At 68.2% G+C, this 24005-nt stretch carries 21 protein-coding genes and 2 pseudogenes; 9 read left to right on the top strand and 14 right to left on the bottom strand.

What is annotated here, in order from left to right; genetic code table 11:
• Positions 1-4: 4 nt before the first annotated feature.
• From CEX87_RS22940 to sucB, 6 genes are read right to left on the bottom strand one after another with little or no spacing between them, the layout of a single operon-like run.
• On the bottom strand, positions 5-1798 hold the full coding sequence (locus CEX87_RS22940) for an amidohydrolase (RefSeq protein ID WP_198957287.1): 1794 nt from the start codon (positions 1796-1798) through the stop codon (positions 5-7).
• A 24-nt stretch (positions 1799-1822) separates the two neighbouring features.
• Positions 1823-2575 (bottom strand): DUF4191 domain-containing protein, encoded by a 753-nt coding sequence (locus tag CEX87_RS22945; RefSeq protein ID WP_064394038.1) that lies wholly within the window; start codon positions 2573-2575, stop codon positions 1823-1825.
• Between the two features lie 4 nt (positions 2576-2579).
• Positions 2580-3536 (bottom strand): lipoyl synthase, encoded by a 957-nt coding sequence (gene lipA, locus CEX87_RS22950; protein WP_064418333.1) that lies wholly within the window; start codon positions 3534-3536, stop codon positions 2580-2582.
• The gene (lipB, locus tag CEX87_RS22955) at positions 3536-4216 is read right to left on the bottom strand and encodes a lipoyl(octanoyl) transferase LipB (protein WP_094289235.1); all 681 of its coding nucleotides are present in this window, start codon (positions 4214-4216) and stop codon (positions 3536-3538) included. Before lipB ends, lipA begins: the two co-directional genes overlap by 1 nt.
• A 10-nt stretch (positions 4217-4226) precedes the next feature.
• A complete protein-coding gene (locus CEX87_RS22960) occupies positions 4227-5132 on the bottom strand; it encodes a TIGR01777 family oxidoreductase (protein WP_064394035.1) in 906 nt (301 codons plus the stop codon).
• Positions 5133-5151: 19 nt separating this feature from the next.
• Complete coding sequence (sucB, locus tag CEX87_RS22965) at positions 5152-7029, bottom strand: 2-oxoglutarate dehydrogenase, E2 component, dihydrolipoamide succinyltransferase (protein WP_094289237.1); 1878 nt, start codon at positions 7027-7029, stop codon at positions 5152-5154.
• 159 nt (positions 7030-7188) lie between these two features.
• Here sucB and CEX87_RS22970 point away from each other — a divergent pair, with 159 nt between their 5' ends.
• Both CEX87_RS22970 and CEX87_RS22975 read left to right on the top strand, forming a co-directional pair.
• Positions 7189-7545, top strand: coding sequence for a hypothetical protein (locus CEX87_RS22970; protein ID WP_064394033.1), 357 nt, complete (start codon positions 7189-7191; stop codon positions 7543-7545).
• Between the two features lie 99 nt (positions 7546-7644).
• Positions 7645-9413 (top strand): annotated as a pseudogene (locus CEX87_RS22975) (SDR family oxidoreductase).
• 121 nt (positions 9414-9534) lie between these two features.
• On the opposite strand, the gene CEX87_RS22980 reads toward CEX87_RS22975, so the two are convergent.
• Positions 9535-11055 carry a leucyl aminopeptidase gene (locus CEX87_RS22980; protein ID WP_094289255.1) on the bottom strand — a complete coding sequence of 507 codons (1521 nt, stop codon included), beginning with the start codon at positions 11053-11055 and terminating at the stop codon, positions 9535-9537.
• A 17-nt stretch (positions 11056-11072) separates the two neighbouring features.
• Positions 11073-12158: an adenylate/guanylate cyclase domain-containing protein gene (locus tag CEX87_RS22985; protein ID WP_064425741.1), complete on the bottom strand. Its 1086-nt coding sequence runs from the start codon at positions 12156-12158 to the stop codon at positions 11073-11075.
• A 60-nt stretch (positions 12159-12218) separates the two neighbouring features.
• Here CEX87_RS22985 and gcvT point away from each other — a divergent pair, with 60 nt between their 5' ends.
• Together gcvT and CEX87_RS22995 are read left to right on the top strand one after the other, a co-directional pair.
• A complete protein-coding gene (gcvT, locus tag CEX87_RS22990) occupies positions 12219-13313 on the top strand; it encodes a glycine cleavage system aminomethyltransferase GcvT (protein ID WP_094289257.1) in 1095 nt (364 codons plus the stop codon).
• Positions 13314-13335: 22 nt separating this feature from the next.
• Entirely contained in the window at positions 13336-14454 is a 1119-nt protein-coding gene (locus CEX87_RS22995; protein ID WP_094289239.1) for a branched-chain amino acid aminotransferase, read from the top strand.
• A gap of 20 nt (positions 14455-14474) precedes the next feature.
• Here CEX87_RS22995 and CEX87_RS23000 read toward each other — a convergent pair whose 3' ends face one another.
• The 4 genes from CEX87_RS23000 to CEX87_RS23015 are packed head-to-tail and all read right to left on the bottom strand — an operon-like array spanning position 14475 to position 17415.
• Positions 14475-15197: an adenosylcobinamide-GDP ribazoletransferase gene (locus CEX87_RS23000; protein ID WP_094289241.1), complete on the bottom strand. Its 723-nt coding sequence runs from the start codon at positions 15195-15197 to the stop codon at positions 14475-14477.
• Positions 15198-15200: 3 nt separating this feature from the next.
• Positions 15201-16256 carry a nicotinate-nucleotide--dimethylbenzimidazole phosphoribosyltransferase gene (gene cobT / locus CEX87_RS23005; RefSeq protein WP_094289243.1) on the bottom strand — a complete coding sequence of 352 codons (1056 nt, stop codon included), beginning with the start codon at positions 16254-16256 and terminating at the stop codon, positions 15201-15203.
• Positions 16253-16783, bottom strand: coding sequence for a bifunctional adenosylcobinamide kinase/adenosylcobinamide-phosphate guanylyltransferase (locus CEX87_RS23010; RefSeq protein WP_064425668.1), 531 nt, complete (start codon positions 16781-16783; stop codon positions 16253-16255). Before CEX87_RS23010 ends, cobT begins: the two co-directional genes overlap by 4 nt.
• Before the next feature lie 5 nt (positions 16784-16788).
• Complete coding sequence (locus CEX87_RS23015) at positions 16789-17415, bottom strand: DUF3043 domain-containing protein (protein WP_369816153.1); 627 nt, start codon at positions 17413-17415, stop codon at positions 16789-16791.
• Between the two features lie 194 nt (positions 17416-17609).
• Between CEX87_RS23015 and CEX87_RS23020 the strand changes: the two genes are divergently transcribed.
• Entirely contained in the window at positions 17610-17984 is a 375-nt protein-coding gene (locus tag CEX87_RS23020) for a HesB/IscA family protein (RefSeq protein WP_064394026.1), read from the top strand.
• A 16-nt stretch (positions 17985-18000) separates the two neighbouring features.
• On the opposite strand, the gene CEX87_RS23025 is transcribed toward CEX87_RS23020, so the two are convergent.
• Positions 18001-18633: an Rv0361 family membrane protein gene (locus CEX87_RS23025; RefSeq protein ID WP_094289245.1), complete on the bottom strand. Its 633-nt coding sequence runs from the start codon at positions 18631-18633 to the stop codon at positions 18001-18003.
• Positions 18634-18752: 119 nt separating this feature from the next.
• Between CEX87_RS23025 and CEX87_RS23030 the strand changes: the two genes are divergently transcribed.
• Positions 18753-19727 (top strand): carbohydrate kinase family protein, encoded by a 975-nt coding sequence (locus tag CEX87_RS23030; protein ID WP_064427964.1) that lies wholly within the window; start codon positions 18753-18755, stop codon positions 19725-19727.
• A 16-nt stretch (positions 19728-19743) separates the two neighbouring features.
• Here the strand turns inward: CEX87_RS23030 and asnB are convergent, their stop codons facing one another.
• A complete protein-coding gene (gene asnB / locus CEX87_RS23035) occupies positions 19744-21675 on the bottom strand; it encodes an asparagine synthase (glutamine-hydrolyzing) (protein ID WP_064394024.1) in 1932 nt (643 codons plus the stop codon).
• Positions 21676-21803: 128 nt separating this feature from the next.
• Here asnB and ctaC point away from each other — a divergent pair, with 128 nt between their 5' ends.
• The 3 genes and pseudogenes from ctaC to CEX87_RS23050 form a co-directional block, all read left to right on the top strand.
• Entirely contained in the window at positions 21804-22871 is a 1068-nt protein-coding gene (ctaC, locus tag CEX87_RS23040) for an aa3-type cytochrome oxidase subunit II (protein ID WP_064394023.1), read from the top strand.
• 9 nt (positions 22872-22880) lie between these two features.
• Positions 22881-23300: a cytochrome c oxidase subunit 4 gene (locus tag CEX87_RS23045; protein ID WP_064394022.1), complete on the top strand. Its 420-nt coding sequence runs from the start codon at positions 22881-22883 to the stop codon at positions 23298-23300.
• Positions 23301-23512: 212 nt separating this feature from the next.
• Positions 23513-24005, top strand: a pseudogene (locus tag CEX87_RS23050) (hypothetical protein); the annotation flags it as partial.

Raw genomic sequence — 24005 nt, forward strand, 5'->3', positions numbered from 1 at the left:
AAGGTCACGCCTCGTGGCGGATCTGGCCGTTCATCATCGTCATCGTGACGTTCGCTCCGGCGATGTCGTGCGGGTCGATCGCGAAGATGTTCTCGCTCACGACGATCATGTCGGCGAGCTTGCCGACCTCGAGTGAACCCACCTTGTCGTCCATCCGGATCTGATAGGCCGCGTCCAGCGTGTTGGCGTGCACCGCCTCCGCGACGGTCAGCCGTTGGTTCGCGGGCGCCAGCACCGGCGCATCCGGTTGGCCGATCAGCTGACGGGTGACACCGATCTGGATCGCATCGAGTGGTTTGTAGGTCGAGAAGTAGCCCGCGGCCGGCCAGTCGGTGCCCAACGAGATGCGCCCGCCCGACTTCAACACGTCTTGGGGGCGATACATCAGGTCCTTTCGTGGTGGCCCGTAGCGGGCAGCCATGTTCTGCAGCGTGTCCGGATCGGCGGACATCCAGTTGGCCGAGAACTGGGCGACGACTCCGAGTTCGCCGAAGCGCCGGCTGTCGGGGTCCTCGACGTAGACCAGGTGCGCGATCGCGTGCCTGCGGTCGCGCGGGGGATTGGCGGCCGCGGCGCGCTCGATCGCATCGAGGGTGACGCGGGCGGTGCGTTCCCCGCAGGCGTGTACATGCACGTCGAAACCCGCGGCGTCGATCTGACCGATGAGCTGGTGCCACTGCTGCTCGGTGAACGGGGATCCGCCCGTGGAATCGGGTTTGTCCGCATAAGGCTCGATGAGCCATGCGGTGTATCCGCCCTGGGTTCCGTCGCCGACGATCTTGACGACGTCGGCGCGCACCAAATCGGTCGAGAACCGATCCCTGATGTCGGTGATCGCCTGTACGACGTCGTCCACCGGCGCCGATCGCACGCTGTACGAGGCAACCACGCGGAACGGCAGCTGACCGCGGTTCTCGACGTCGGTGTACAAGCCGATCAGCGCGCCCTGGTCCGAGCCGATGGGTGGCACGCCGGCGTCGAACACCGACGTGATGCCGGCCGCGGATGCCTTCGGCAGCCATTCTTCGAGCAGCCGCCCCATGGTCTGCGGTGAGATCGGCTCGATCGCATCGACGAGACCGAGAACGGCGTTGACCTCGAGCACATATCCGGTCGGATCGCCGTTGCCGTCGCGTACGTAGTAGCTGAAACCCGGAATCGGATCGGGGGTGTCGCGGCCGACGCCTGCGATCTCGAGCGCCTTGCTGTTGGCCCACAGGCTGTGCCCGTCGATGGCGAAGAAGAAGCCCGGCCGGTCGGGCAGCACGCGGTCGAGGTCGGCGCGACTAGGTCCGTCAGGACCGAACATGTCCACGCGCCAACCGAATCCACGCACCGGTCCCGTCGGGTGCTGTTTCGCGTACTGCTCGATCGCGGCCAGCGCGTCGGCGCCCGTGGGCACCTGCAGGTCGACACCCGAGATGAGGAAGGCGCCGAGGAAGGGGTGGGTGTGGCCCTCGACGAAGCCGGGCATCAGCAGCCGACCCTGCAGATCGACCACCCGGGTGTCGGGACCGACGAGCGCCATCGCGCCCGCCTCGTCGCCGACGTGGGTGATGGTGTTGCCCCGCACCGCCACCGCCTGCGCCCAGTGCGCCGGGCCTGCGACGGTGTAGATCGGGCCGTTGCGGAACACGTAGTCGGCCGCGCCGTCGGTAGCCGAGGCGTCGGAGCCGCTCCCGGACGGGTCGCTCCGAGAGCAGGCGCTGGCCGCGGTCGCGGCGACGACCACCGCGCCCGCGCGCAACACGGTCCGTCGATTCGCGAAATAGCCTGCCCATTCGCAGGCGGTGCACATACCGCGCGTCCGGCCGAAGCCGCCCTACCGCCGCCTCACCGTGCGCTGCACGCCCCGCATCTTGGCCTGCGCCGGCAGCGGGCCCTTGGGCATCGCGGCGGGCCCGACCTTGGTGCCCAACGCCGCCAGCCGCGACTCCAGCGCGTCCAACTGCTTGACGGTGATGTTGGCGGGCAGCTTGTTCAGGTGGCGCTCCAGTTTGGCCAGCGGTACTTCACCCTCGCCGTTGCCGATGATGACATCGTAGATCGGGGTGTCGCCGACCAGTCGAGCCGTGCGCTTCTTCTCCTGCGCCAGCAGCGGCCGCACGCGCGACGGCGACCCCTCACCGACGAAGATGACTCCCGGCCTGCCGATCACCCGGTGCACCGCGTCGAAGTGGCCCGTCGCCGCGACACCGGGCGTCACTCGCCATTTGCCCCGCATGTTGTCCAGCGCCCAGGCCGCTGCGCCCGTCTGGCCCTCGGCCTTGCTGTACACCGACTTCTGCGCGCGCCTGCCGAAGATGATGAATGCGACCAGCGCCCCGAGCACAATGCCCAGCGGGATCATCATGTAGGTGGTGAAGCCGCCCGCGAAGATGCCGAGCGCCACCGAAGCGGCGACGATCAGCACAAATGCGCCGATCATGTACGGCAGCAGACGCTTGTCCTCTTTGCGCTGAATCTGGAACGCCTGCCACAGCTGGCTGCGGCGCTGTTTGGACGCCGCCTTACGAGCCGCCTTGGCTTCGGCCTTCGCAGCCTTCAGTGCCTTTGGATCGCGGGTTTTCGCCATTGCTTCAGGATACGGACGCCGATTTGGCCTGGGCGTACAACCGACCCGCACGATACGACGAGCGCACCAGCGGTCCGGCCAGCACACCGGCGAAGCCGAGGCGCTGCGCGAACTGCTCATGCTCGACGAACTCGTCGGGGTGCACCCAACGCTCCACCGGGTGGTGGCGCACCGAGGGCCGCAGGTACTGGGTGATCGTGACGATGTGGCAGCCCGCGTCGTACAGATCGGTCAGCGCGGCCCGCACCTCCTCGGGCGTCTCGCCCATCCCGAGGATCAGGTTCGACTTCGTCACCAGCCCGAAGTCGCGCGCCGCGGTCAGCACGTCGAGGCTGCGTTCGTAGCGAAACGCGGGCCGGATGCGCTTGAAGATCCGCGGGACCGTTTCGACGTTGTGCGCCAACACTTCTGGACGGGACTCGAACACCTGCTGCAGCAGGTTCGGCTCACCGTTGAAGTCGGGGATCAGCAACTCGACACCGGTGTTCGGGTTGAGCGCCTTGATCGCACGCACCGTCTCGGCGTACAGCCACGCCCCACCGTCGGGCAGGTCGTCGCGGGCCACACCGGTCACGGTCGAGTAGCGCAATCCCATCGCCTGCACGCTCTCGGCGACGCGGCGGGGCTCGTCGCGGTCGAGTTCGGCCGGCTTGCCGGTGTCGATCTGGCAGAAATCGCAGCGACGGGTGCACTGCTCACCGCCGATCAGGAACGTGGCCTCGCGGTCCTCCCAGCATTCGAAGATGTTGGGGCAGCCGGCCTCTTCGCAGACCGTGTGCAGACCCTCGCGCTTCACCAGCGCCTTGAGTTCCTGGTACTCCGGGCCCATCTTGGCGCGGGTCTTGATCCACGGCGGCTTGCGCTCGATCGGCGTCTCGGCGTTGCGGACCTCGAGACGCAGCAGCCGCCGGCCTTCCGGAGCCGCATGGCCGGCGACATTGGATGAAGGAACGACAGTCACTACGTCAACGCTACCTCTAGCCGACCGTCGAGCGCATCGCACACGGCGTCGGCCACCCGGTCGATGACGTCGGAGACCGCGACGCGGCGCCCCAGTTCGGCTGCCAGCGAAGTCACCCCGGCGTCGGCGATGCCGCACGGCACGATCGCGTTGAACGCCAACAGGTCACAGTCGCAGTTGAGCGCGAATCCGTGCAGGGTGGTCGCCCGCGACACCCGGATGCCGATGGCGCCGATCTTGCGGGCCGGGCCGTTCTCATCGGCAGCGACCCACACTCCGGAGCGGCCCTCCACCCGGCCGGTCGGCACACCGAGGTCGGTGCAGACCTTGATCAACGACTCCTCGAGCCGTCGCACGAAGTTGACGACGTCGAGCGGTTCGGCAAGGCCGATGATCGGATAGCCGACGAGTTGGCCGGGGCCGTGCCAGGTGATCTTTCCGCCGCGGTCGGTGTCGATGACGGGAGTGCCGCCGGTCCCGGCGTTCGGCCGCTCCTCGGCGAGCGTGCGCCGCCCGGCGGTGTACACCGGCGGGTGCTCGAGCAGCAGCAGGGTGTCCGGGCCGCCCGCCACGCGCTGGTCGGCGATCGCTCGTTGCAGCTGCCAGGCGTTCTCGTAGTCGACCGAACCGAGTCGGCGCACCTCGACCGGCACTGTCGCCGACCGGATCGAATGCGTCATGACCTCGACGCTACTCCGGGCGCGCGGTGGCGAACGCCAACGCTTCACCAATGGTGTTGTGGTGGAAAACGAATCCGGCCCGCTCGAGCGCGGCGGGGATGGCGCGTTGACCGCCGAGCAAACCCTCGTCGGCGAACTCGCCCATTGCCGCGCGCAACGCGAACCCGGGCACCATCAGCGGTGTCGGGCGGTTGACCGCGCGGCCCAACGCCGTGGTGAACTCGGCGTTGGTGACCGGCGCCGGGCCGGTGAGGTTCACCGGACCCGACAGCTCGTCGTGCGATATCGCGAACAGCAGCGCGCGGATCTCGTCCTCGAGGCTGATCCACGGCATGTACTGGCGCCCGTTGCCCAGCCGAGCGCCAAGCCCCAGGGAGAACAGCGGCTTGAGCCTGCCGAGCATGCCTCCGGCCTGTGCCAGCACCAGCCCCGAGCGCACGAGCACCACCCGGGCGCCGTCCTGGCGAGCGGGCCAGGTGGCGGCTTCCCAGTCCACGCACAAGTGGGCGAGGAACCCGTCACCTGCAGGGGCGGTCTCGTCGGCGATCTGGGACCCGGTGTCGCCGTAGTAGCCGACCGCGCTGGCGTTGACCAGCACCGGAACCCCGGCCTCGGCGACTGCGGTGGCCAACACCTCGGTCGGGCCGATGCGGCTGTCACGCAGGCTCTGCTTGAAGGCGCCCGACCATCGCTTCTCCCCGACGTTGACCCCGCACATGTTGACCACGGCGTCCACCCCGGCCAGCATCGCCGGGTCGAATTCGCCGGTGTCGGGGTTCCAGAACACCTCGTCGGCGTTCGACGGTGCGCGCCGGACGATGCGCAGCACACGGTGGTCGGTGGCGCGCAACGCGTAGACCAGAGCCGTGCCGATCAGACCGGACGATCCCGCGATCGCGATGACGGGTTCGGACACGAGATTCTCTAGAGGCGTTCTAGAGGCCCAGATCGGCCTCGAATGCGCCCTCTTCTAGGCGACGCTTGATGGTGGTCAGGAAGCGCCCCGCATCGGCACCGTCGATCAGCCGGTGGTCGTATGTCAGCGGCAGGTAGCACACCGAACGCACACCGATCGACTCGTTGCCGAACTCGTCGGCGATCACCCTCGGCCGCTTGACGATCGCGCCGGTTCCCAGCATCGCCGCCTGCGGCGGCACCAGGATCGGCGTGTCGAACAGCGCGCCCTGACTGCCGATGTTGGTGATGGTGAACGTGCCGCCGGACAGCTCGTCGGGCTTGAGGTCACTTGACCTGGCGCGCGCGGCGATGTCGGAGATCGCGCGGGCCAGCCCGGCCAGCGACAGGTCACCGGCGTTCTTGATCACCGGCGAGAGCAGACCCTGCTCCGTGTCGACCGCAATACCGAGATGCTCGGCGTCGTAGTAGGTGATCTCCTTGGTTTCCTCGTTGTAGCTGGCGTTGACATTGGGATGCGCCTTGAGCGCGTCGATGACGGCGACGGCGATGAACGGCAGGTACGTCAGGTTGACGCCCTCGCGTTCGGCGAACCCCGCCTTCGCCCGCGCCCGCAGCGACACGATCCTGGTCATGTCGACCTCGTGGGTCTGCGTCAATTGCGCTGTCGCCTGCAGGGATTCGCGCGTCTTCTTCGCAGTCAGCTGCCGGATCCGGGTGGCCTTCTGGGTGGTGCCGCGCAGGTGTGCGAGCGACGCCGCCGACGCGTCGGCATCCGCGGGCGCTTTCGCCGCCGCGGGCGACCTGCCCGGGGTCTCGGCCGCCTGTTCGGTCGACGCCGCCGGTTTCTTGCCGGCCTCCGCGGCCGCGAGCACGTCCTGCTTGCGGATGCGGCCGCCGACCCCGGTGCCCTTCACGCTGGCGAGGTCAACGTTGTTCTCCGCGGCCAACTTTCGCACCAACGGGGTGACGTAGGGCCCGGACTCGCTTGCCGGCTGCGGTTCGGACTTGGACTCGGATTTGGGTTCGGGCTTCGGTTCCGGCTTCGGTTCCGGCTTGGACTCCTGCGCCGGTTCCGGCTTCTTGTCTTCCTTCGGTTCCGGCTTCTTCTCTTCCTTGGGTTCGGGCTCAGGTTCCGGTTCCGGTTCCTGCTCCGGCTCCGGCTCCGGCTCTGGCTCTGGCTCCGGTTCGGGCTCGGCTTCTGCGTCGGCATCACCGATCTTGGCCAGCTCGCCGCCCACCTCGACGGTGTCGTCCTCTTCGGCGGTGATCGAGATCAAGGTGCCCGCCACGGGCGACGGAATCTCGGTATCAACTTTGTCGGTCGACACCTCGAGCAGCGGTTCGTCGACCTCGACGCTGTCGCCGACCTTCTTCAGCCAGCGGGTCACGGTGCCTTCGGTCACCGACTCGCCGAGTTCGGGCATCAGGACCGGCGTCGACTTACCCGAAGACTCACCCGAGGACTTCGCGGCGGGCTTTTCCTCGTCCTTGTCGTCGGGCTCGGGCTCGTCTTCGGTCTCTTCGGCTGCGGGCTCGGGCTGCGCGGCCGGTTCCTCGGCGGGCTTCTCCTCCTCGGCGGGCTGCTCGCCGTCGGACCCTTGATCCTCGTCGTCCGACGCTTCCTCGGAGTCGTCGGATCCTCCGGAGTCGCCGTCGTCGGCATCACCGATGACCGCCAACTCGCCGCCCACCTCGACCGTGTCGTCCTCCTGGGCGATGATCTTCTTCAGCACACCGGAAGCGGGCGCGGGGATCTCGGTGTCGACCTTGTCGGTGGAGACTTCGAGCAATGGCTCATCTTGTTCGACCGTGTCACCCTCTTGCTTGAGCCATCGGGTGACAGTCCCCTCGGTAACGCTCTCACCGAGTGCGGGCATCTCAACGGTGATGGCCATGTGATTGACTACCTCGCTCCCTTGAACGGTCGTCAGTCGTGCTGGGTGATTGTCTGCATACCCATCCTGTCACGTCCGGACGCGCAGTTCGCCGCAGACCGTCCGACCCACTGTTCTGGCACTATCGAAAAGAGATGATCGGAGGGAGCGCGGACGCGAGTGGGAGTCCTCGACAGGTTTCGGCGCGGAAAGCGTAAAGGCAGGGGTTCGGGTGCCGACCCCGCCGCCGATCTGAACTATCTCCGGCAGTGGGTCGCCACGCACACCGGCGTCGAAGCGTTCGTCGAACCGAAGACCACCGTCACCGACGTCACCGTGGTACTGGTCGCCGCCGACGGGGAATGGACGCGGCGACGCGCCGGGGGAGACGCCGGCGCGCGGCGGCTGTCCGACCGACTGAAGATCCCGGTGTACGACGTGCAGAAAGTCGGCTATCCGCAGCGGATGCGGGACTACGACGAGAAGCGCCGCATCGAGCGTCGGCGCGCTGCTCGACGGGAACTCGACGAGCGCTGACGAACGCTTGCGTGTGGGGGTGCCTCCACCCGGAGGGTAGGGGGAGAACGGAAGGCACTGATACGGTACCGGCGGTTCCGCCAAGTCACGGGAGGTGCGATGGGGGACATCGCTACGCGGTTCGTCGACAGCACCGACGACGTGCGAATCGCCGTCTACGAAGAAGGCGATCCGCAGGGGCCGCCCCTGGTCCTCGTGCACGGGTGGCCCGACTCGCATGTGCTGTGGGACGGCGTTGTGCCCTTGCTGTCCGACCGGTTCCGCATCGTGCGGTATGACAATCGCGGTGTCGGGAACTCGATTGGGCCCAAACGGGTTTCGGCCTACCGCATGTCTGCGTACGCGGATGACTTCGACGCGGTCGTCGCCGCGGTGAGCCCCGGCGAGCCGGTGCACGTGCTTGCCCACGACTGGGGCTCGGCGGCCATGTGGGAGTACCTGGCCCGCCCCGGTGCCGGCGACCGGGTCGCGTCGTTCACCTCGATCTCCGGTCCCAGCATCGACCATCTCAACGCCTTCGTCACCAGCAGCCTGTTGCGCCCGTGGCGTCCGCGCCGATTCGTCCGTGCCCTGACCCAGTTCCTGTCCTTCGCCTACATGGGCCTCTTCTCGATCCCGGTGCTCGCACCGCTGGCGGTGCGTGGCTTCGTCGCGAACCTGGTGCGCCAGATCCTGTTGGTGCGCGACGGCATCCCGCGTGAGCAGTTGCACCATTCCGCGACCTACAAGGCCGACGCCGCGAAGAGCGTCAAGGTTTACGGCGCCAACTATCTGCGGTCGATGAAGCCCGGGCGCCGCGATCACTACGTCGACGTCCCGGTGCAGATCATCGTCAACACCAAAGACCCGTTCGTGCGGCCGCACGTCTACGACGACACGAAGAAATGGGTGGCTCGGCTGTGGCGGCGCGACCTTGCCGCCGGGCACTGGTCGCCGATGTCGCATCCGCGAGCCATCGCCCTGTCCGTCGAACAGCTCGTCGACTTCCTCGGCGGCAAGCCACCCGCGCGTGAACTCCTGCGCGCGCAGGTCAGCAACCCGCGCGAATACTTCAGCCACACACTGGTTTCCGTCACAGGCGCTGGTAGCGGCATCGGCCGTGCGACGGCGCTGGCATTCGCCCGCGAGGGCGCTGAAATCGTGGTCAGCGATATCGACGAGGGCACCGCGAAGGAGACCGCGGCCCACGTCGCCGCGCGCGGCGGAGTCGCGCACGCCTACACCGTGGACGTGTCGGACGCAGAGTCCGTCGAGCGGTTCGCCGAAAAGGTGTGCGCAGAACACGGGGTGCCCGACGAGTCGTGGTCAACAACGCAGGCGTCGGGCACGCGGGCATGTTCTTCGACACCCCGCGCGAGGAGTACGACCGCGTGCTGGCCATCAACTTCGGCGGAGTCGTCAACTGCTGCAGGGCCTTTGGGCGCAGGATGGTTGACCGCGGACTTGGCGGGCACGTCGTCAACATCTCCTCGATGGCCGCGTACTCACCGCAACAGTCGATGAACGCCTATGCCACGAGTAAGGCGGCGGTCTTCATGTTCGGCGACTGCCTGCGCGCCGAACTGGACCAGGCGGGAGTCGGGCTGACCACGGTGTGCCCCGGCGTCATCGACACCAACATCGTGCACACCACCCGGTTCGACATACCCGCCGCCAAGCGGGAGCAGGCCGAAGCCCGTCGCGCGCAGCTCGAGAAGGCGTTCTCCCGGCGGCGGTACGGTCCGGACAAGGTCGCCAACGCGATCGTGTCGGCGGTCAAGAAGAACAAGCCCATCCGCCCCGTCGCCCCGGAGGCCCACATCGTCTACGGCGTCGCACACCTGCTTCCGCAGGTGATGCGCAGCGCCGCGCGCGGCAAGGTCGTCTAGCGGTCCCGAGACCGACGAGCGCCGAGACCGATCGGCCCCGAGACCGACGAGCGCCGAGACCGACGTTCTGGCGGATTTTTGCGCCGAAAAGCCGCCATTTCGTCGGCCTCACGGGAGTTGATCAGCCGCTCGCGGCTATGTCCTCGAGGACCGCGAACATCGTCCGCGTCGGCACACCCGTGCCGCCCTTACCCGTGTAGCCCCACGGCCCTCCGGTGTTGTACGCCGGGCCCGCGATGTCGATGTGGGCCCACTGCACACCGTCCGGCACGAACTCGCGCAGATAAGTGCCCGCCACGAGCATGCCGGCATAGCGCGAACCGCTGACGTTGGCGAGGTCGGCGACCGTGGACTTCAGATCGTCCTTGAGTTCCTCGGGCAATGGCATCGCCCAGGCGTTCTCGCCGACCGACTGCGAAATAGTGGCCACCCGGTCGCGAAACTCGTCGCTGCCCATGACGCCCGGCGTCCGGGCGCCGAGGGCGACGGTCTGGGCGCCGGTCAGCGTCGAAGTCTCGATCAGATAGTCCGGCTTGTCCTCACCCGCGCGCACGATCGCGTCGGCCAGGATCAGCCTGCCTTCGGCGTCGGTGTTGAGCACCTCGACCGTGATGCCGCCGTACTGCGTCAACACGTCACCGGGACGCTGCGCGGTTGCCGACGGCATGTTCTCGGCCATCGGCACCGTGGCGATCACGTCGATCGGCAGCTTCTGCTTGGCCGCCAGCACCACCGTGGCGATGACGGCCGCCGCACCGCCCATGTCGGAGGTCATGTGGTGCATGTTCGCCGCGGGCTTGATCGAGATGCCGCCGGTATCGAACGTGATTCCCTTGCCGACCAACGCGACACGTTTGCCTTTACGCTTGGCGCCCTTGTGGGACAGCCGCACCAGCCTCGGTGGCCGCGACGAACCCTTGCCGACGCCGATGATGCCGCCGTAACCGGCCTTCTCCAGCGCCTTCTCGTCGAGGACCTCGACCGATAGTCCCACCGCCTCGCCCAACGCCTTTGCGCGCCGGGCGAACTCGTCGGGAAACAGGTGGCTGGGGGGAGTGTTGACGAAATCGCGGGCGGTGGCCACCGCGGTGGCGATGTCCGCTGCACGTTGTGCGGCCGCTTTGGTGGTCGACTTCGTGTCCGAGGTCAGGGCGGTGATCTCGCGGAGGCCGGCGTCTTTGGGTGCGGTCTTGTCGCTGCGGAAGTCGCTGAACCGGTATGCCCCCAGAATCAGGCCCTCGACCGCCGCCGCGAGGCCCACGCCCGACAGCGTGGTCAGCACTGACTCGGTGCCGTTGAGCGAGCGCGCCGCCACCCCGGCCGCGCGGCGGATGACATCGGCCGGATACCCGTCCCGTCGCTTACCGAGCCCGACGGCCAGCACGCTGCCCACCGGAAGCGACGGTGCGACGACGCGCGTGACCTGCTCGCAGCCGCCCTTGGCGTTCAGCGCCGCCAGCGCGGACTCGATCTCGGCGACCGCCGCGGCGTGGAGGGACGGGTTGGGCACCACCTTCACCTCTGAGTCGTCGTCCCCGTTCACCACGGGAACGACCAGCACCGAGCCATCGGCTTTGCGTTTGGGCAGCGACGTGCTGACGGTGACGGTCGGGGTCTGATATCCGGGGGTTGCAGGGCTCACGAAACCCAACCCTAGCTTCAGGAGCCGGTGTGAAGGTCGTAGGCCGTGACCGGGCCCTCGAACCCCTTGAGCGTCAAGGGTTCCAGCTGGACCGCAGGGTGATCGGGCAGCGCATCGCGCACATCGTGCCCGGCGAGTATCTGGCCGGGCGCCGCCGCGCTGACCAGTCGGGCTGCCAGGTTGACGGGGGTGCCGAAGTAGTCGCCTCCGATCGAGAGCACCAGCCCATACCCCAGGCCGGCACGAACCCCCAGGCCGCTCTCGCGCGCCCCGGAATACTCGACCAGGTCGGTCGCGGCCTTGACCAGCTGCTCCGGGCTGGAGTTCACCCACATCACCTCGTCGCCGATGAACTTGACCACCCGGCCGCCGTCGCCGTGCACCACGTCGCTGACCGCGCCGCTGAACTCGACCAGCAGATCCGACAGCTCCGTCGGGCTCAGCCGCTGGGTCAGCACCGTGAACCCCGACAGGTCGGCGAACCCGACGCCGCAGGTCACCATCGCCGACGCGTCGTGAATGACGTCCTCGAAGTAGGCCCTGGCGCTGGTGATGTGGTGGCGCCACACCGCATCCATCAGCGCCGAGATTCCGGGCACCAGCGCGGCGACCGAACGGTAGGCGCGCGCGGTGGTCAGCTCGTCGTGGGTGTGCGTCATCAACAGATCGGGCTGCGCGAGCCGGATCATCGTTCCGCTGGCCTCGGCGAGGCGCGCCATCGTCGCACCGATGATCCGGAGGAAGTTGAGCGCGGCGTCGGAGCCGGTCACCGCGCTGATCGTCCGCCACGACGCCAGCGCGTCGACGTCGGCGCGGCTCAGCGCGGGCACGTCGGGGCCGGCGACGCGCAGACCGAGCGCCTGCCAGGCGTGGGCGAGGTCGGCGAGGTCGACGCCGAGTTGTTCGGCGGCCGCCCGCAGGGTGTAGGTGGGAGGCCCCGACCACTGCAGGACGTCGCCGGCCAGACCGAAGAGCCGGCCGCGGCGTTCGGCCTCGACCATCTCCTCGGCGGAAAAGCCCAGCGAGTCGAGGTAGGCGATCAGCCCGGCCCGCGCATGGGCGTCGGCGATCCCGGCGGCTTGCAGCGCGTCGAGGTCGACCACCTGCACAAGTGTGCCAACTTCGCGGCCCCATTAGGGTGGATCGGCGTGACGCACGGTGAGATGAACGAGGTGTCCAAGGGCCCGCTGGAAGACCGCCACCGCGAACTCGGAGCGAACTTCGCCGAGTTCGGCGGCTGGCTGATGCCCGTTTCGTACGCGGGAACGGTCAGCGAGCACAACTCGACGCGCACCTCCGTCGGGCTGTTCGACGTCAGCCATCTGGGCAAGGCGCTGGTGCGCGGTCCGGGCGCCGCCGATTACATCAACTCCGCGTTCACGAACGACCTGCGCCGGATCGGCCCCGGCAAGGCGCAATACACGTTGTGCTGCAACGACTCCGGCGGGGTGATCGACGACCTGATCGCCTACTACGTCTCCGACGACGAAATCTTCCTGGTGCCCAACGCCGCCAACACCGCCGCGGTCGTCGACGCGCTGCGGGAGCGGGCGCCTGCAGGCCTGACTATCACCGACGAACACCGGTCATACGCGGTGCTTGCGGTTCAGGGACCAAAATCGGCCGAGACGGTCGGCGCGTTGGGCTTACCCACCGACATGGACTACATGGGCTACGCCGACGCGGAGTTCGCCGGCGTACCCCTGCGGGTCTGCCGCACCGGCTACACCGGCGAACACGGTTACGAGCTGCTGCCGCCGTGGGACAGCGCGGGCGTGGTCTTCGACGCACTGCTCGAGGCCGTCACCGCCGCCGGTGGCGAGCTCGCGGGGCTGGGGGCGCGCGACACCCTGCGCACCGAGATGGGTTATCCGCTGCACGGCCACGAACTGTCGCCGGACTTCTCGCCGCTGCAGGCCCGCTGCGGGTGGGCCATCGGCTGGCGCAAGGAGGCGTTCTGGGGGCGCGACGCGCTGCTTGCCGAGAAGGAAGCCGGCCCGCCCCGGCTGCTGCGCGGTGTGAAGGCCGTCGGGCGGGGAGTGTTGCGTGCCGATCTCACCGTGCTCGACGGTGATCGGCCCGTCGGAGTGACGACATCGGGAACCTTCTCTCCCACATTGAAAGTCGGCATCGGGCTGGCGTTGCTCGACACCGCGGCCGATATCGCCGACGGAGCCCGCGTCGCGGTCGACGTCCGCGGCCGCGCGGTCGAGTGCGAGGTGGTCAAGCCCCCGTTCGTCGCGGCAAAAACCCGGTAGCGCCCGGATATACAATCGGCGCATGACTGACGGCCCCCTCGAGTTCACGGTTGAGCGCAATGCGAACCGGGCGAGCGACGAGGTACGGGCGTCGATCCTGGCCGATCCAGGATTCGGCCGCTACCACACCGATCACATGGTCTCGATCGACTGGAAAAAGGACGGGACCGAGGGGGAAGGCTGGCACAACGCACGCGTGATCCCCTACGGCCCGATCGAACTCGACCCGTCGGCGATCGTGCTGCACTACGCGCAGGAGATCTTCGAGGGGCTCAAGGCCTACCGCTGGGCGGACGGCTCGGTCGTGTCGTTCCGGCCCGAGGCCAACGCGCGCAGGCTGCGGACGTCGGCGCGTCGGCTCGCCATTCCCGAACTGCCCGACGACGTCTTCATCGAGTCGCTGCGCCAGCTCATCGCGGTCGACGAGCAATGGGTCCCACCCGCCGGTGGTGAAGAGTCGCTGTATCTGCGGCCCTTCGTATTCGCCACCGAGCCAGGACTCGGTGTGCGGCCGGCGACCGAATACCGCTACATGGTCATCGCCTCGCCCGCCGGCGCCTACTTCACGGGCGGCATCAAACCGGTCTCCGTGTGGCTGTCCACCGAATACGTGCGGGCCTGCCCGGGCGGTACCGGCGCCGCCAAGTTCGGCGGCAACTACGCGGCTTCGCTGCTGGCCCAGGCCCAGGCCGCGGACAACGACTGCGACCAGGTGGTGTGGTTGGATGCCGCCGAACGCCGCTATGTCGAGGAGATGGGCGGGATGAACCTGTTCTTCGTCTTCGGCAGCGGCGGGTCGGCACGGCTGATCACCCCCGAGCTGAGCGGTTCGATCCTGCCCGGTGTCACGCGGGATTCGTTGCTGCAGTTGGCATCCGACGCTGGCTTTGCGGTCGAGGAACGCAAGATCGACGTCGACGAGTGGCAGAAGAAGGCGGCCGCGGGCGAGATCACCGAGGTGTTCGCGTGCGGGACCGCCGCGGTCATCACCCCCGTCGGCACAGTCAAGCACGCCGAGGGCGAGTTCACCATCGCCGACGGCGGGCCGGGGGAGATCACGATGGCGCTGCGTGACACGTTGACCGGGATCCAACGCGGCACCTTCGCCGATACGCACGGCTGGATGGCCCGGCTCGGCTGAGCCGGGCCACTCCGGCGACTTCAGCGGATCGCCAGCCCCAACGCCGTGATCACGGTCGTCACCTCGATCGCGGCGCCGAGCACGTCGCCGGTGATGCCGCCGAAGCGCCGCACGCAGTGCGCCACGAGCACCGCGCCGCACGCGAGCCCGACGACTACGGCCAGTGGCCCCTGCCAGAGCCGGGGACCCGCGAGCGCGGCCAACCCGGCGACGGCGCCCGTCCACGCGACGACCACCAACGCCGATTGCGTGCCCGCGACGCGAGCGCCCAGCACACTTCCCGCCGCCGCGGGCACGCCTCGACGGCACGCCAGCACCGCCGCCACCCGCCCCGCCATGACCGCCACCACCAGCCCGACGGCCGTCAGGCCGCCGAACGTGAAGGCCTGCGACAGGATCACCACGACCACCGCGGCAACGCCGAACGGGCCCGCCGAGCCGTCCCGCATCACCTCGAGGGCGCGCTGCGGCGGGCCGTAACAGCCCAAACCGTCGGCGGTGTCGGCGAGCCCGTCGATGTGCAGGGCACGCGTCGCGGCCACGACGGCGGCCACCGCCAGCACACCGGCCAGGGCTCCAGGCCCGAACGCCCACGACGCCGCCCACACCGTGGCCGCCGCCAGCCCGCCGACTGCCGCGCCGGCCACCGGCAACGCCGTCAACGCACCGCGACCGATCGCGACCGAACTCCGTACCGGTACGACGGTGCCGAACGCGAAAGCCCCTGCAAGCGAACGGATCACCGGTTAGTTCTCCTGGGTAACCTGCGTGACGCCGGCTTCGTCGAACGTCGCCATCGACGTCAGCGTGGCCACCGCCGCGCGCACGACGGGGAGTGCCACCGCGGCCCCGGTGCCCTCGCCGAGACGCATGCGCATGTCGACGATCGGCTCGAGTCCCAGCCGGTTCAGCGCCACCTCGTGGGCTGGTTCGGTGGACAGATGCCCGGCCTGCCACCACTGGCGGGCGCCGGGTGCCAGGCGTTCGGCCAGCAGTGCGGCCGCTGTCACCACCAGGCCGTCGAGCAGCACCGGCGTCCGCCGCACGGCCGCTTGCGCACAGAATCCGGCGATCGCGGCGAGATCGGCGCCGGCGCAGATACGCAGCAGCGCAACGGGATCGGTAAGGCTGTTGCGGCAGCGGTACAGCGCGTCACGGACGGCGGCGGCCTTGCGTGCCCAGCCCGCGTCGTCGACCCCGGTGCCTCGCCCGACCAGCACGACCGGCTCGGTGTCGGTGAGCGCCGCGATCAAAGTCGTTGCCGGGGTTGTGTTTCCGATGCCCATATCGCCCGCGATAAGCAGGTCGGCACCCGAATCGACCTCGTCGTCGACGACGCGGCGGCCGGCCTCGAGCGCGGCGGTGACCTCGTCGGCGCTCAACGCGTCCTCGACCGTGATGTCGCCGCTGCCCCGGCGTACCTTGTGCGCACCGATCGACGGCGAGTGCGGTTCTTCGGTGTCGACCGCGATGTCGACGACCCGCACGGTCGCGCCTGCGGCCTCGGCCAGCACGTTGATCGCCGCGCCGCCGGCGTCGAAGGTGGCGACCATCTGCGCGGTGACGCCCGACGGGTAGGCCGAAACTCCCGCCGAGGCGACGCCGTGGTCCCCGGCGAACACCACAAGGCGGGGGCGCTCAAGCGGCCGCGGCGGGCATACCCCCTGACATGACGCGATCCAGACCGCGAGGTCTTCGAGGCGGCCCAGGGAGCCTGCAGGTTTGGCCAGTTGGCCTTGGCGCGCACGGGCGGCGGCGGCGACCTCGGCGTCGGGTGGCTGGACCGCCGGAAAGTCCGTCACACCGGGTCCTTCACGGCCAGTGGCTGCCCGGCGATGACGAGCACGACCCGATCGCAGACCGTCGCGAGCCGTTGGTTGAGCGATCCCAGCTCGTCGGCGAAACGGCGACCGGCCGCCGTCGCCGGCACGACGGTCAGCCCCACCTCGGGGCTCACCACCGCCAGCGGAGCGGGGAAGCCGTCGACCGCGTCGAGCAGGTCGTCGACGTCCGCGGCGACCGAGCCGCCGGTCCATGCACCCGAGCGGTCCATCGCCGCTGCCAGCCATGTACCGATGTCATCGACCAGTGTTGCGGAGGGGTGCGCGCGTAATTGCGTTGCGACGTCGGTGGTTTCGACGGTGGACCACCGAGCCTGACGGCGCGATCGGTGGGCCGCCACCCGGGCCGCCCACTCGGGATCGTCGGTGGACGAAGGTCCGGTGGCCAGGTAGCACATCGGTTGCGCGTCGGTCGCCTCGCCGGCGAGCGCGGCTTCAGCCCATTGCGACTTACCCGATCGGATGCCGCCGAGCACCAGGGTGCGCACCGGGCTCAGGTGACCTTGTCGCCGCGGTTCACCTGCGGGCGCGGTGCGCGCATGCGACGCAACTGCGAGGCGCGGCTGGCCGCGTAGAAACCGAGCTTCCAGCCGCCTTCGGTGTTGTTCGGGAACTTCTCGTCGACCAGCCGGTTGACCCGACGGCCGAGGATGAAGCCGTCGATCACCATGATCAGCACCAGCACGAGCATCGCGGGGGAGAGCAGGCGCTGCACCTCGACCGAGGGCACCGCGAGCATCACGAAGATCAGGCCAAGGGCCGACGGCATGAACAGCCCGAGCACATTGCGCCGGGCGTCCACCACGTCGCGGACATAGCGGCGCACCGGTCCTTTGTCCCGGGGGAGCAGGTAGGCCTCTTCGCCGGCCATCATCTTCTCGCGGCGCTCGGTCATCTGCTCGCGGCGCGCCGCCTTCTCCTCGCGGCGCTCCTCACGGCTCATCGTGTTGCGCATCTCTTTGCGGCGGCGACGCGCTTCGGCGGCCGTCATCGGGGCGGGTGCCACCGGACCGCGCTTGCGGGCCGCCTGATCGCGCTTGGGGGTCGGCCTGCCTTTCGGTGGGGTGGTGCCTGCAGGCCGGGCGGTTTCCTGCGCTTCGGCGCCGGTGTTCTCCGACACATCGGCGCTCGACGCGTCGGCGGTCGGCTTGTCGTCTTTCTTGCGGCCCAGCAGCTTCACGCCTGCCAGGTTACTTCCGTCGCGAGGAGCGGTAGTGCCAGGGGAGGAGGCCTGGGGACAAACTCGGGAATAGCGTCGAGACGAGGTACCGTTGATTTGTACGCGCCACGACAATGAGGCCTACAGGAGACGTAATGACAGTTCAGGAAGAGTCGGCAGGAACCCCAGGGACGGCGACCGCCGCCCACGGCGTGACCCTGACCGACGCCGCTGCCGCGAAGGCCAAGGCGTTGCTGGACCAGGAGGGCCGCGACGACCTCGCCCTGCGCATCGCCGTGCAGCCGGGTGGGTGTGCCGGACTGCGCTACAACCTGTTCTTCGACGACCGGTCGCTCGACGGTGACCTGTCCGTGGAGTTCGGCGGCGTGAACCTGACGGTGGACCGGATGAGCGCACCGTATGTGCAGGGCGCGATCATCGACTTCGTCGACACGATCGAGAAGCAGGGATTCACGATCGACAACCCCAACGCCACCGGCTCGTGCGCCTGCGGCGACTCGTTCAACTGATTTCCGACCCAGTCGGTCAGTACTGACCTGACGTGCGTGGCAGGTAAGAACACACCAGGATTTCGTTGTCTTGGGCCAACAGCTGAGCGACGGCCTGCTGTTCGCGGGTGTCGTTCTGCCCTCGGCGCGATCCGCCCGCCGGCGTCACCCGCATGGTGAACAGCACCTGCGCCTGATGGGGCGAGGGCTGGACGATCTTGTCGATCGATATCACCTCGGCCTGCCTGTACTGCTTGCGGAACGCGTCACCCGACAGGCGCGCCAGCGCCAGATCCGAGCGCTTCTCCTTCACCGCATCGAACAGCCCACACAGGGTGTGGCGGGCGACGGTCTCGTCGTCGCCATTGGTCAGCGCATCCAGGTAGTCCTGGATGGCCGCCGTTGCCGAGGATTCGCTCAGCGCGTTCGAACTGGCCGGCTCCTCGTCCCCGCCCGCCATGGCGATGACCGCCACGACCGCTGCGACCAACGCGACCACGACCACCGCTGCCAGGACGATCGGCCAGCGCTTCTTCTTCCGGTACGGCACCGGCGGCGGCAGCATGCCCGGATACGCCGACGGCACATTTTCCGGATACGGAAGTGATTGCGGATACATTTGCGGGCCGGTCGGTCCAGCGCCGTATTCGGGCGGGTACGGGCCGGTCATAGATTTGCTCCCCCGAGATGTGGGTCGGAATGCGCCTGTCTACAGTTGCTGGCGGACTTTTGTACGCAGGTTAGCGCACTAGAATACCTAGGCGACTTAATAAATGAAGGGTGCAGTTCGTGACAATCGCGGTGACCGGATCGATTGCAACCGACCATCTGATGCGGTTCCCCGGGAAGTTCTCCGAACAGCTGCTCCCCGAACACCTGCAGAAAGTCTCGCTCAGCTTCCTGGTCGACGACCTCGTCGTGCACCGCGGCGGCGTGGCGGGCAACATGGCCTTCGCGATCGGTGTGCTCGGCGGTGACGTCGCACTCGTGGGCGCCGTCGGGCGCGACTTCGACGACTACCGCAGCTGGCTGGAGGCCGTCGGCGTCGACACCGAGTGCGTGCTGGTCTCCGAGACCGCCTACACCGCCCGGTTCGTCTGCACCACCGACGACGCCATGGCGCAGATCGCGTCGTTCTATCCGGGTGCGATGTCGGAGGCGCGCAACATCTCGCTGGCCGATCTGACGAAGCGGATCGGGCAGCCCGAGCTGGTGATCATCGGCGCCAACGACCCCGACGCGATGTTTCTGCACACCGAGGAGTGCCGCAAACTCGGCCTGCCCTTCGCCGCCGACCCCTCCCAGCAGCTGGCGCGGCTCTCCGGTGAGGAGATCCGCAGGCTGATCGACGGCGCCACGTACCTGTTCACCAACGACTACGAGTGGGACCTGCTGCTGCAGAAGTCAGGCTGGAGCGAGGCGCAGGTGATGAGCCAGATCGGGATTCGCGTCACCACCCTCGGCCCCAAGGGCGTGGACCTGGTCAGTTCGGACGGCACTTTCATCCACGTCGGGGTGGTGCCCGAGAAGCACCAGGCCGATCCGACCGGTATCGGAGATGCGTTCCGTGCCGGCTTCCTGACCGGTCGCAGTGCCGGGCTGAACCTGGAGCGTTCGGCGCAGCTCGCCTCCCTGGTGGCCGTGCTCGTGTTCGAGGCGCCCGGGCCGCAGGAATGGAGCTGGGACCGCGACGAGGCGATCCAGCGGCTCAGCGGCGCCTACGGCGACGAAGCGGCCAAAGAGATCGCCTCGGCTCTCAAATAGGGAGGCGCTCTAGTAGCTAGAGCTGCACCGGGTAGGTCGGCTCGCCGATCTGCGGGGTGATGCTGTGCTCGACGAAGATCGCGTGCCACAGCATGAAGATCAGCACGGTCCACAGCCGGCGGCTGTGATCGCTTGTGCCGTCACGGTGTTCGTCGAGCATGGTGCGAACGGTCGCGAGGTCGACCAGATCGCCGGCCTGTGACGAGCTGACCATCGAGTACGCCCAGTCCTGCAGCTCGCCGGCCCGCAGCCAGTGCCGGATCGGGACGGGGAAGCCCAGCTTGGGCCGGTTGAGCACGTGCTCGGGAACGATCGGCTCCAACGCCCGCCGTAATGCGAACTTCGTTGTCGCCCTGGTGATCTTCTGGTCATACGGCAGGCGGGAAGCGACCGCGAAAACCTCGGGGTCCAGGAAGGGCACCCGCAGTTCGAGCGAGTTCGCCATGGTCATCTTGTCCGCCTTGACGAGGATGTCGCCTCGCAACCAGGTGAACAGGTCGACGTGCTGCATGCGCGCGACCGGGTCCCACCCCTGCGACGCGGCGTACACCGGTGCGGTCACGTCGGTGTGCGTCCACTCCTGGCGGAAGCCGGGAAGCACCGCGCGCAGTTGCTCGTCGGAGAAGCTGCGCGCATTGCCGTAGTAGCGCTCCTCGAGCGTGAGCGAACCGCGGTGCAGCAGGCTCTTGCCCCGCATCCCCTCGGGCAGCGGTCGCGACGCCCGCCCCAGCGACCGTCGCAGCGGCCGCGGCAGGTATTCGAAGGGCTTCAGCGACAATGGTTCCCGGTAGATGGTGTAGCCGCCGAACAACTCATCGGCGCCCTCGCCGGAGAGCACCACCTTGACGTGTTTGCGGGCTTCGCGGGCGATGAAGAACAACGGAACCAGCGCCGGGTCGGCCACGGGTTCGTCGAGATACCAGACGATTTCGGGCAGCGCGTCGACGAACTCAGACTGGCTGACGACCTTGGCCACATGTCTGGCGCCGATCGCCTCTGCCGAGGCGACCGCGACGTCGACCTCGGAGAAGCCTTCCCGCTCGAATCCGGTGGTGAACGTGATCAACCGCGGGTTGTGACGCATGGCCAGCGCGGCGATCGCCGTCGAGTCGATGCCGCCGGACAGGAACGCGCCCACGGTCACGTCGGCGCGCATGTGCTTGGCCACCGAATCCTCGAGCACCGCGGTGATCTCGTCGTAGCGCTCCTGCTCGCGGCCCTGTATGAACGGCACAGCGGTGAACCGCGGGTGGAAGTAGCGGGTCACCTCGAGTTCGCCGCCCGGCCGCACGCGCCCGTAGCTACCCGACTCCAGCCGCCGGATCCCGACCTGCAGCGTCTCGGGTTCGGGCACGTACTGCAGCACCGTGTAGTGCTGAACGGCGCGCTGATCGATGTCGAGGTCGAGGCCCAGTTCGTCGGCGAGCTCGAGCAGGCACTTCTTCTCGCTGCCCACCGCCGTGCCGCCGGGGCCAGTGGCGAGATAGAGCGGCTTGATGCCGAACGGGTCGCGGGCGCAGAACAGCTCACCGCCGACGGTGTCCCACAACGCGAAGGCGAACATGCCGCGCAGTCGGGTCAGCGCGTCGGTGCCCCAGTGGTGGTAGGCCGCGATGATCGTCTCGCCGTCACCGTCGGTGTTGAACGTCACGCCGTGCCGGGCCGACAGTTCCTCGCGTAGCTCGAGGTAGTTGTAGATCTCGCCGTTGAACACGAGCACATAGCGGTCGGGCGTGTCCGGCGGTCCCCACCGCAGGGGTTGGTGGCTGTGGGCGATGTCGATGATCGACAACCGGTTGAACCCGAGCACGACCCGGTCGTCGGACCAGGTCCCGGGCTCGTCGGGGCCGCGATGACGCATCAGGTGGGATGCACCGGACACCGCGTCGATCAGCGCGGGGGAGACGTCAGCGGACGGGTCACATACGAGGGCCAGCAGTCCGCACACGGCGCCAGTATGCCTAATCGTGAGGTGTGTTGAGACCTGCACCCGGGCGTGGTCTACGCTGCGTAGTATTCGCTCCAGAAATTGACCGCACCGCGGTCGCGCGTCACTGACTTCTAGGAGGCTCCAACGTGACACCTCGCGGGCTGAAGGCGGTGGCGCGAACCGCGTCGCTGTCAATCGTCCTGGGTGCTACGGCGTTGCTGCTCAGCGGTTGCAGCTGGTCGGAGGTGCTGGGCCTGGGATGGCCGAAGGGCATCACGCCCGAAGCGCACGTCAACCGCGAACTGTGGATCGGCTCGGTGATCGCCTCGCTGGTCGTCGGCGCGATCGTGTGGGGCCTCATCTTCTGGTCCTCGGCGTTCCACCGGGCCAAGAAGACCGACACCGAGCTGCCCCGCCAGTTCGGCTACAACATGCCGCTGGAACTGGTGCTGACCGTCATACCGTTCCTGATCATCTCGGTGCTGTTCTACTTCACCGTGGTGGTGCAGGAGAGGATGCTGCACGAGGAGTCGAACCCCGAAGTCGTCGTCGATGTCACCGCCTTCCAGTGGAACTGGAAGTTCGGTTACAAGTCGGTGAACTTCTCCGACGGCACCTTCACCTACGACGGCGCCGACCCCGAGCGCGCGGCCGCCGTGGCCTCCGGCCCCGAGGGCCTGGAGGGTGAGCACGGCGGCGAATTCGGTTCACACGACCCCGCATTCGGCGTGATCGCCGGCAAGCACCCGCAGGACCGCTCGTATCTGGCGTTCGACAAGGTCGAGACGCTCGGCACGTCCTCGGAGATCCCGGTGCTGGTGGTGCCGTCCGGCAAGCGCATCGAGTTCCAGATCGCCTCCGCCGACGTCATCCACGGATTCTGGGTGCCGGAGTTCCTGTTCAAGCGCGACGTGATGCCTAACCCGCGGGCCAACAACTCCGACAACACCTTCCAGATCAGCGAGATCACCCAGACCGGGGCGTTCGTCGGGCGGTGCACCGAGATGTGCGGCACCTACCACGCGATGATGAACTTCGAACTGCGCGTGGTGGAGCCGAACGACTTCAAGGCCTATCTGCAGCAGCGCATCGACGGCAGGACCAACGCCCAGGCGCTGCAGGCGATCAACCAGCCGCCGACCGCCGTCACCACGAAGCCGTTCGACACCCGTCGCGGTGAACTGGCGCCCCAGCTAACGCAGGCCAGCAAGTAGGGACACCACATGCATATCGAAGCCCGGCTGTTCGAGTTCTTGACCGCGTTCTTCGTTCTCGCCGCCGTCGTCTACGCGGTGCTGACGGCGATGTTCCAGTACGGCGGCATCGAATGGGCCGGTACCACCGCGCTGGTGTTGACCGCCGGACTGACCCTGATCACCGGCACGTTCTTCCGGTTCGTGGCCCGGCGCCTGGACACCCGGCCCGAGGACTACGAGGACGCCGAGATCAGCGACGGTGCCGGTGAGCTCGGCTTCTTCAGCCCGCACAGCTGGTGGCCGGTGATGATCGCGCTATCGGCCTCGATCGCTGCGGTCGGTGTGGCGCTCTGGCTGCCGTGGCTCATCGTGGCCGGTGCGTGCTTCGTGATCACGACGGTCGCGGGCCTGACCTTCGAGTACTACACCGGCCCCGAGAAGCACTGACCGTCGAATCGGCTGCCCTGCCGTTCGGTGCGGGCGGCCAGGGTCACAGCCAAGGTCACAATCGGGCCACCACTTGCGGCGGGAACCGTGGCGGGTGATCACGCCCGGTTACGGCGTTGGGTAATGTTGCCGAGGCACGGTCAGTCGCCGCCGCTGAGCCGGGAGTCTGTGGCGTGCCGCGCCGGTTGAGTAGTCGAGAAGGATAGGCGTAAATGAGCGGGCCGAATCCCCCGGATGACGAAGGGTCGGATTTTCAGAGTCGGGAGCCGAGTCAGGATCCGAACCAGACCGGCGGTGACCAGCCTCCGCCCGACAGCAGCGACACCGACTTCTACTCGCGGGCCTATTCGGCGCCGGAGTCCGAGCAGTTCACGGCGGGCCCGTATGTACCGGCCGACTCGTCGCTGTACGACTACGACAACTACGAGCCGCCCGAACCGGTCGACCAACCCGCACCGCCACGGTGGCCGTGGGTCGTCGGCGTGGCGGCCATCATCGCGGCCATCGCGCTGGTGGTCTCCGTTTCGGTGTTGGTGACCCGCACCGACACCGACAACCTCGCGACGCCCGAGACCTCGACGACGACCGTGGCGCCCCCGGTGCAGGACGAGATCACGACCACCACGCCGCCGCCACCACCTCCGCCGCCTCCACCGAGCGAAGAGCCACCACCGCCACCGCCCGAAACGGTGACGGTGACCCAGG

Source organism: Mycobacterium lehmannii (genome assembly GCF_002245535.1).
GTDB classification, from domain to species: Bacteria; Actinomycetota; Actinomycetes; order Mycobacteriales; family Mycobacteriaceae; genus Mycobacterium; species Mycobacterium lehmannii.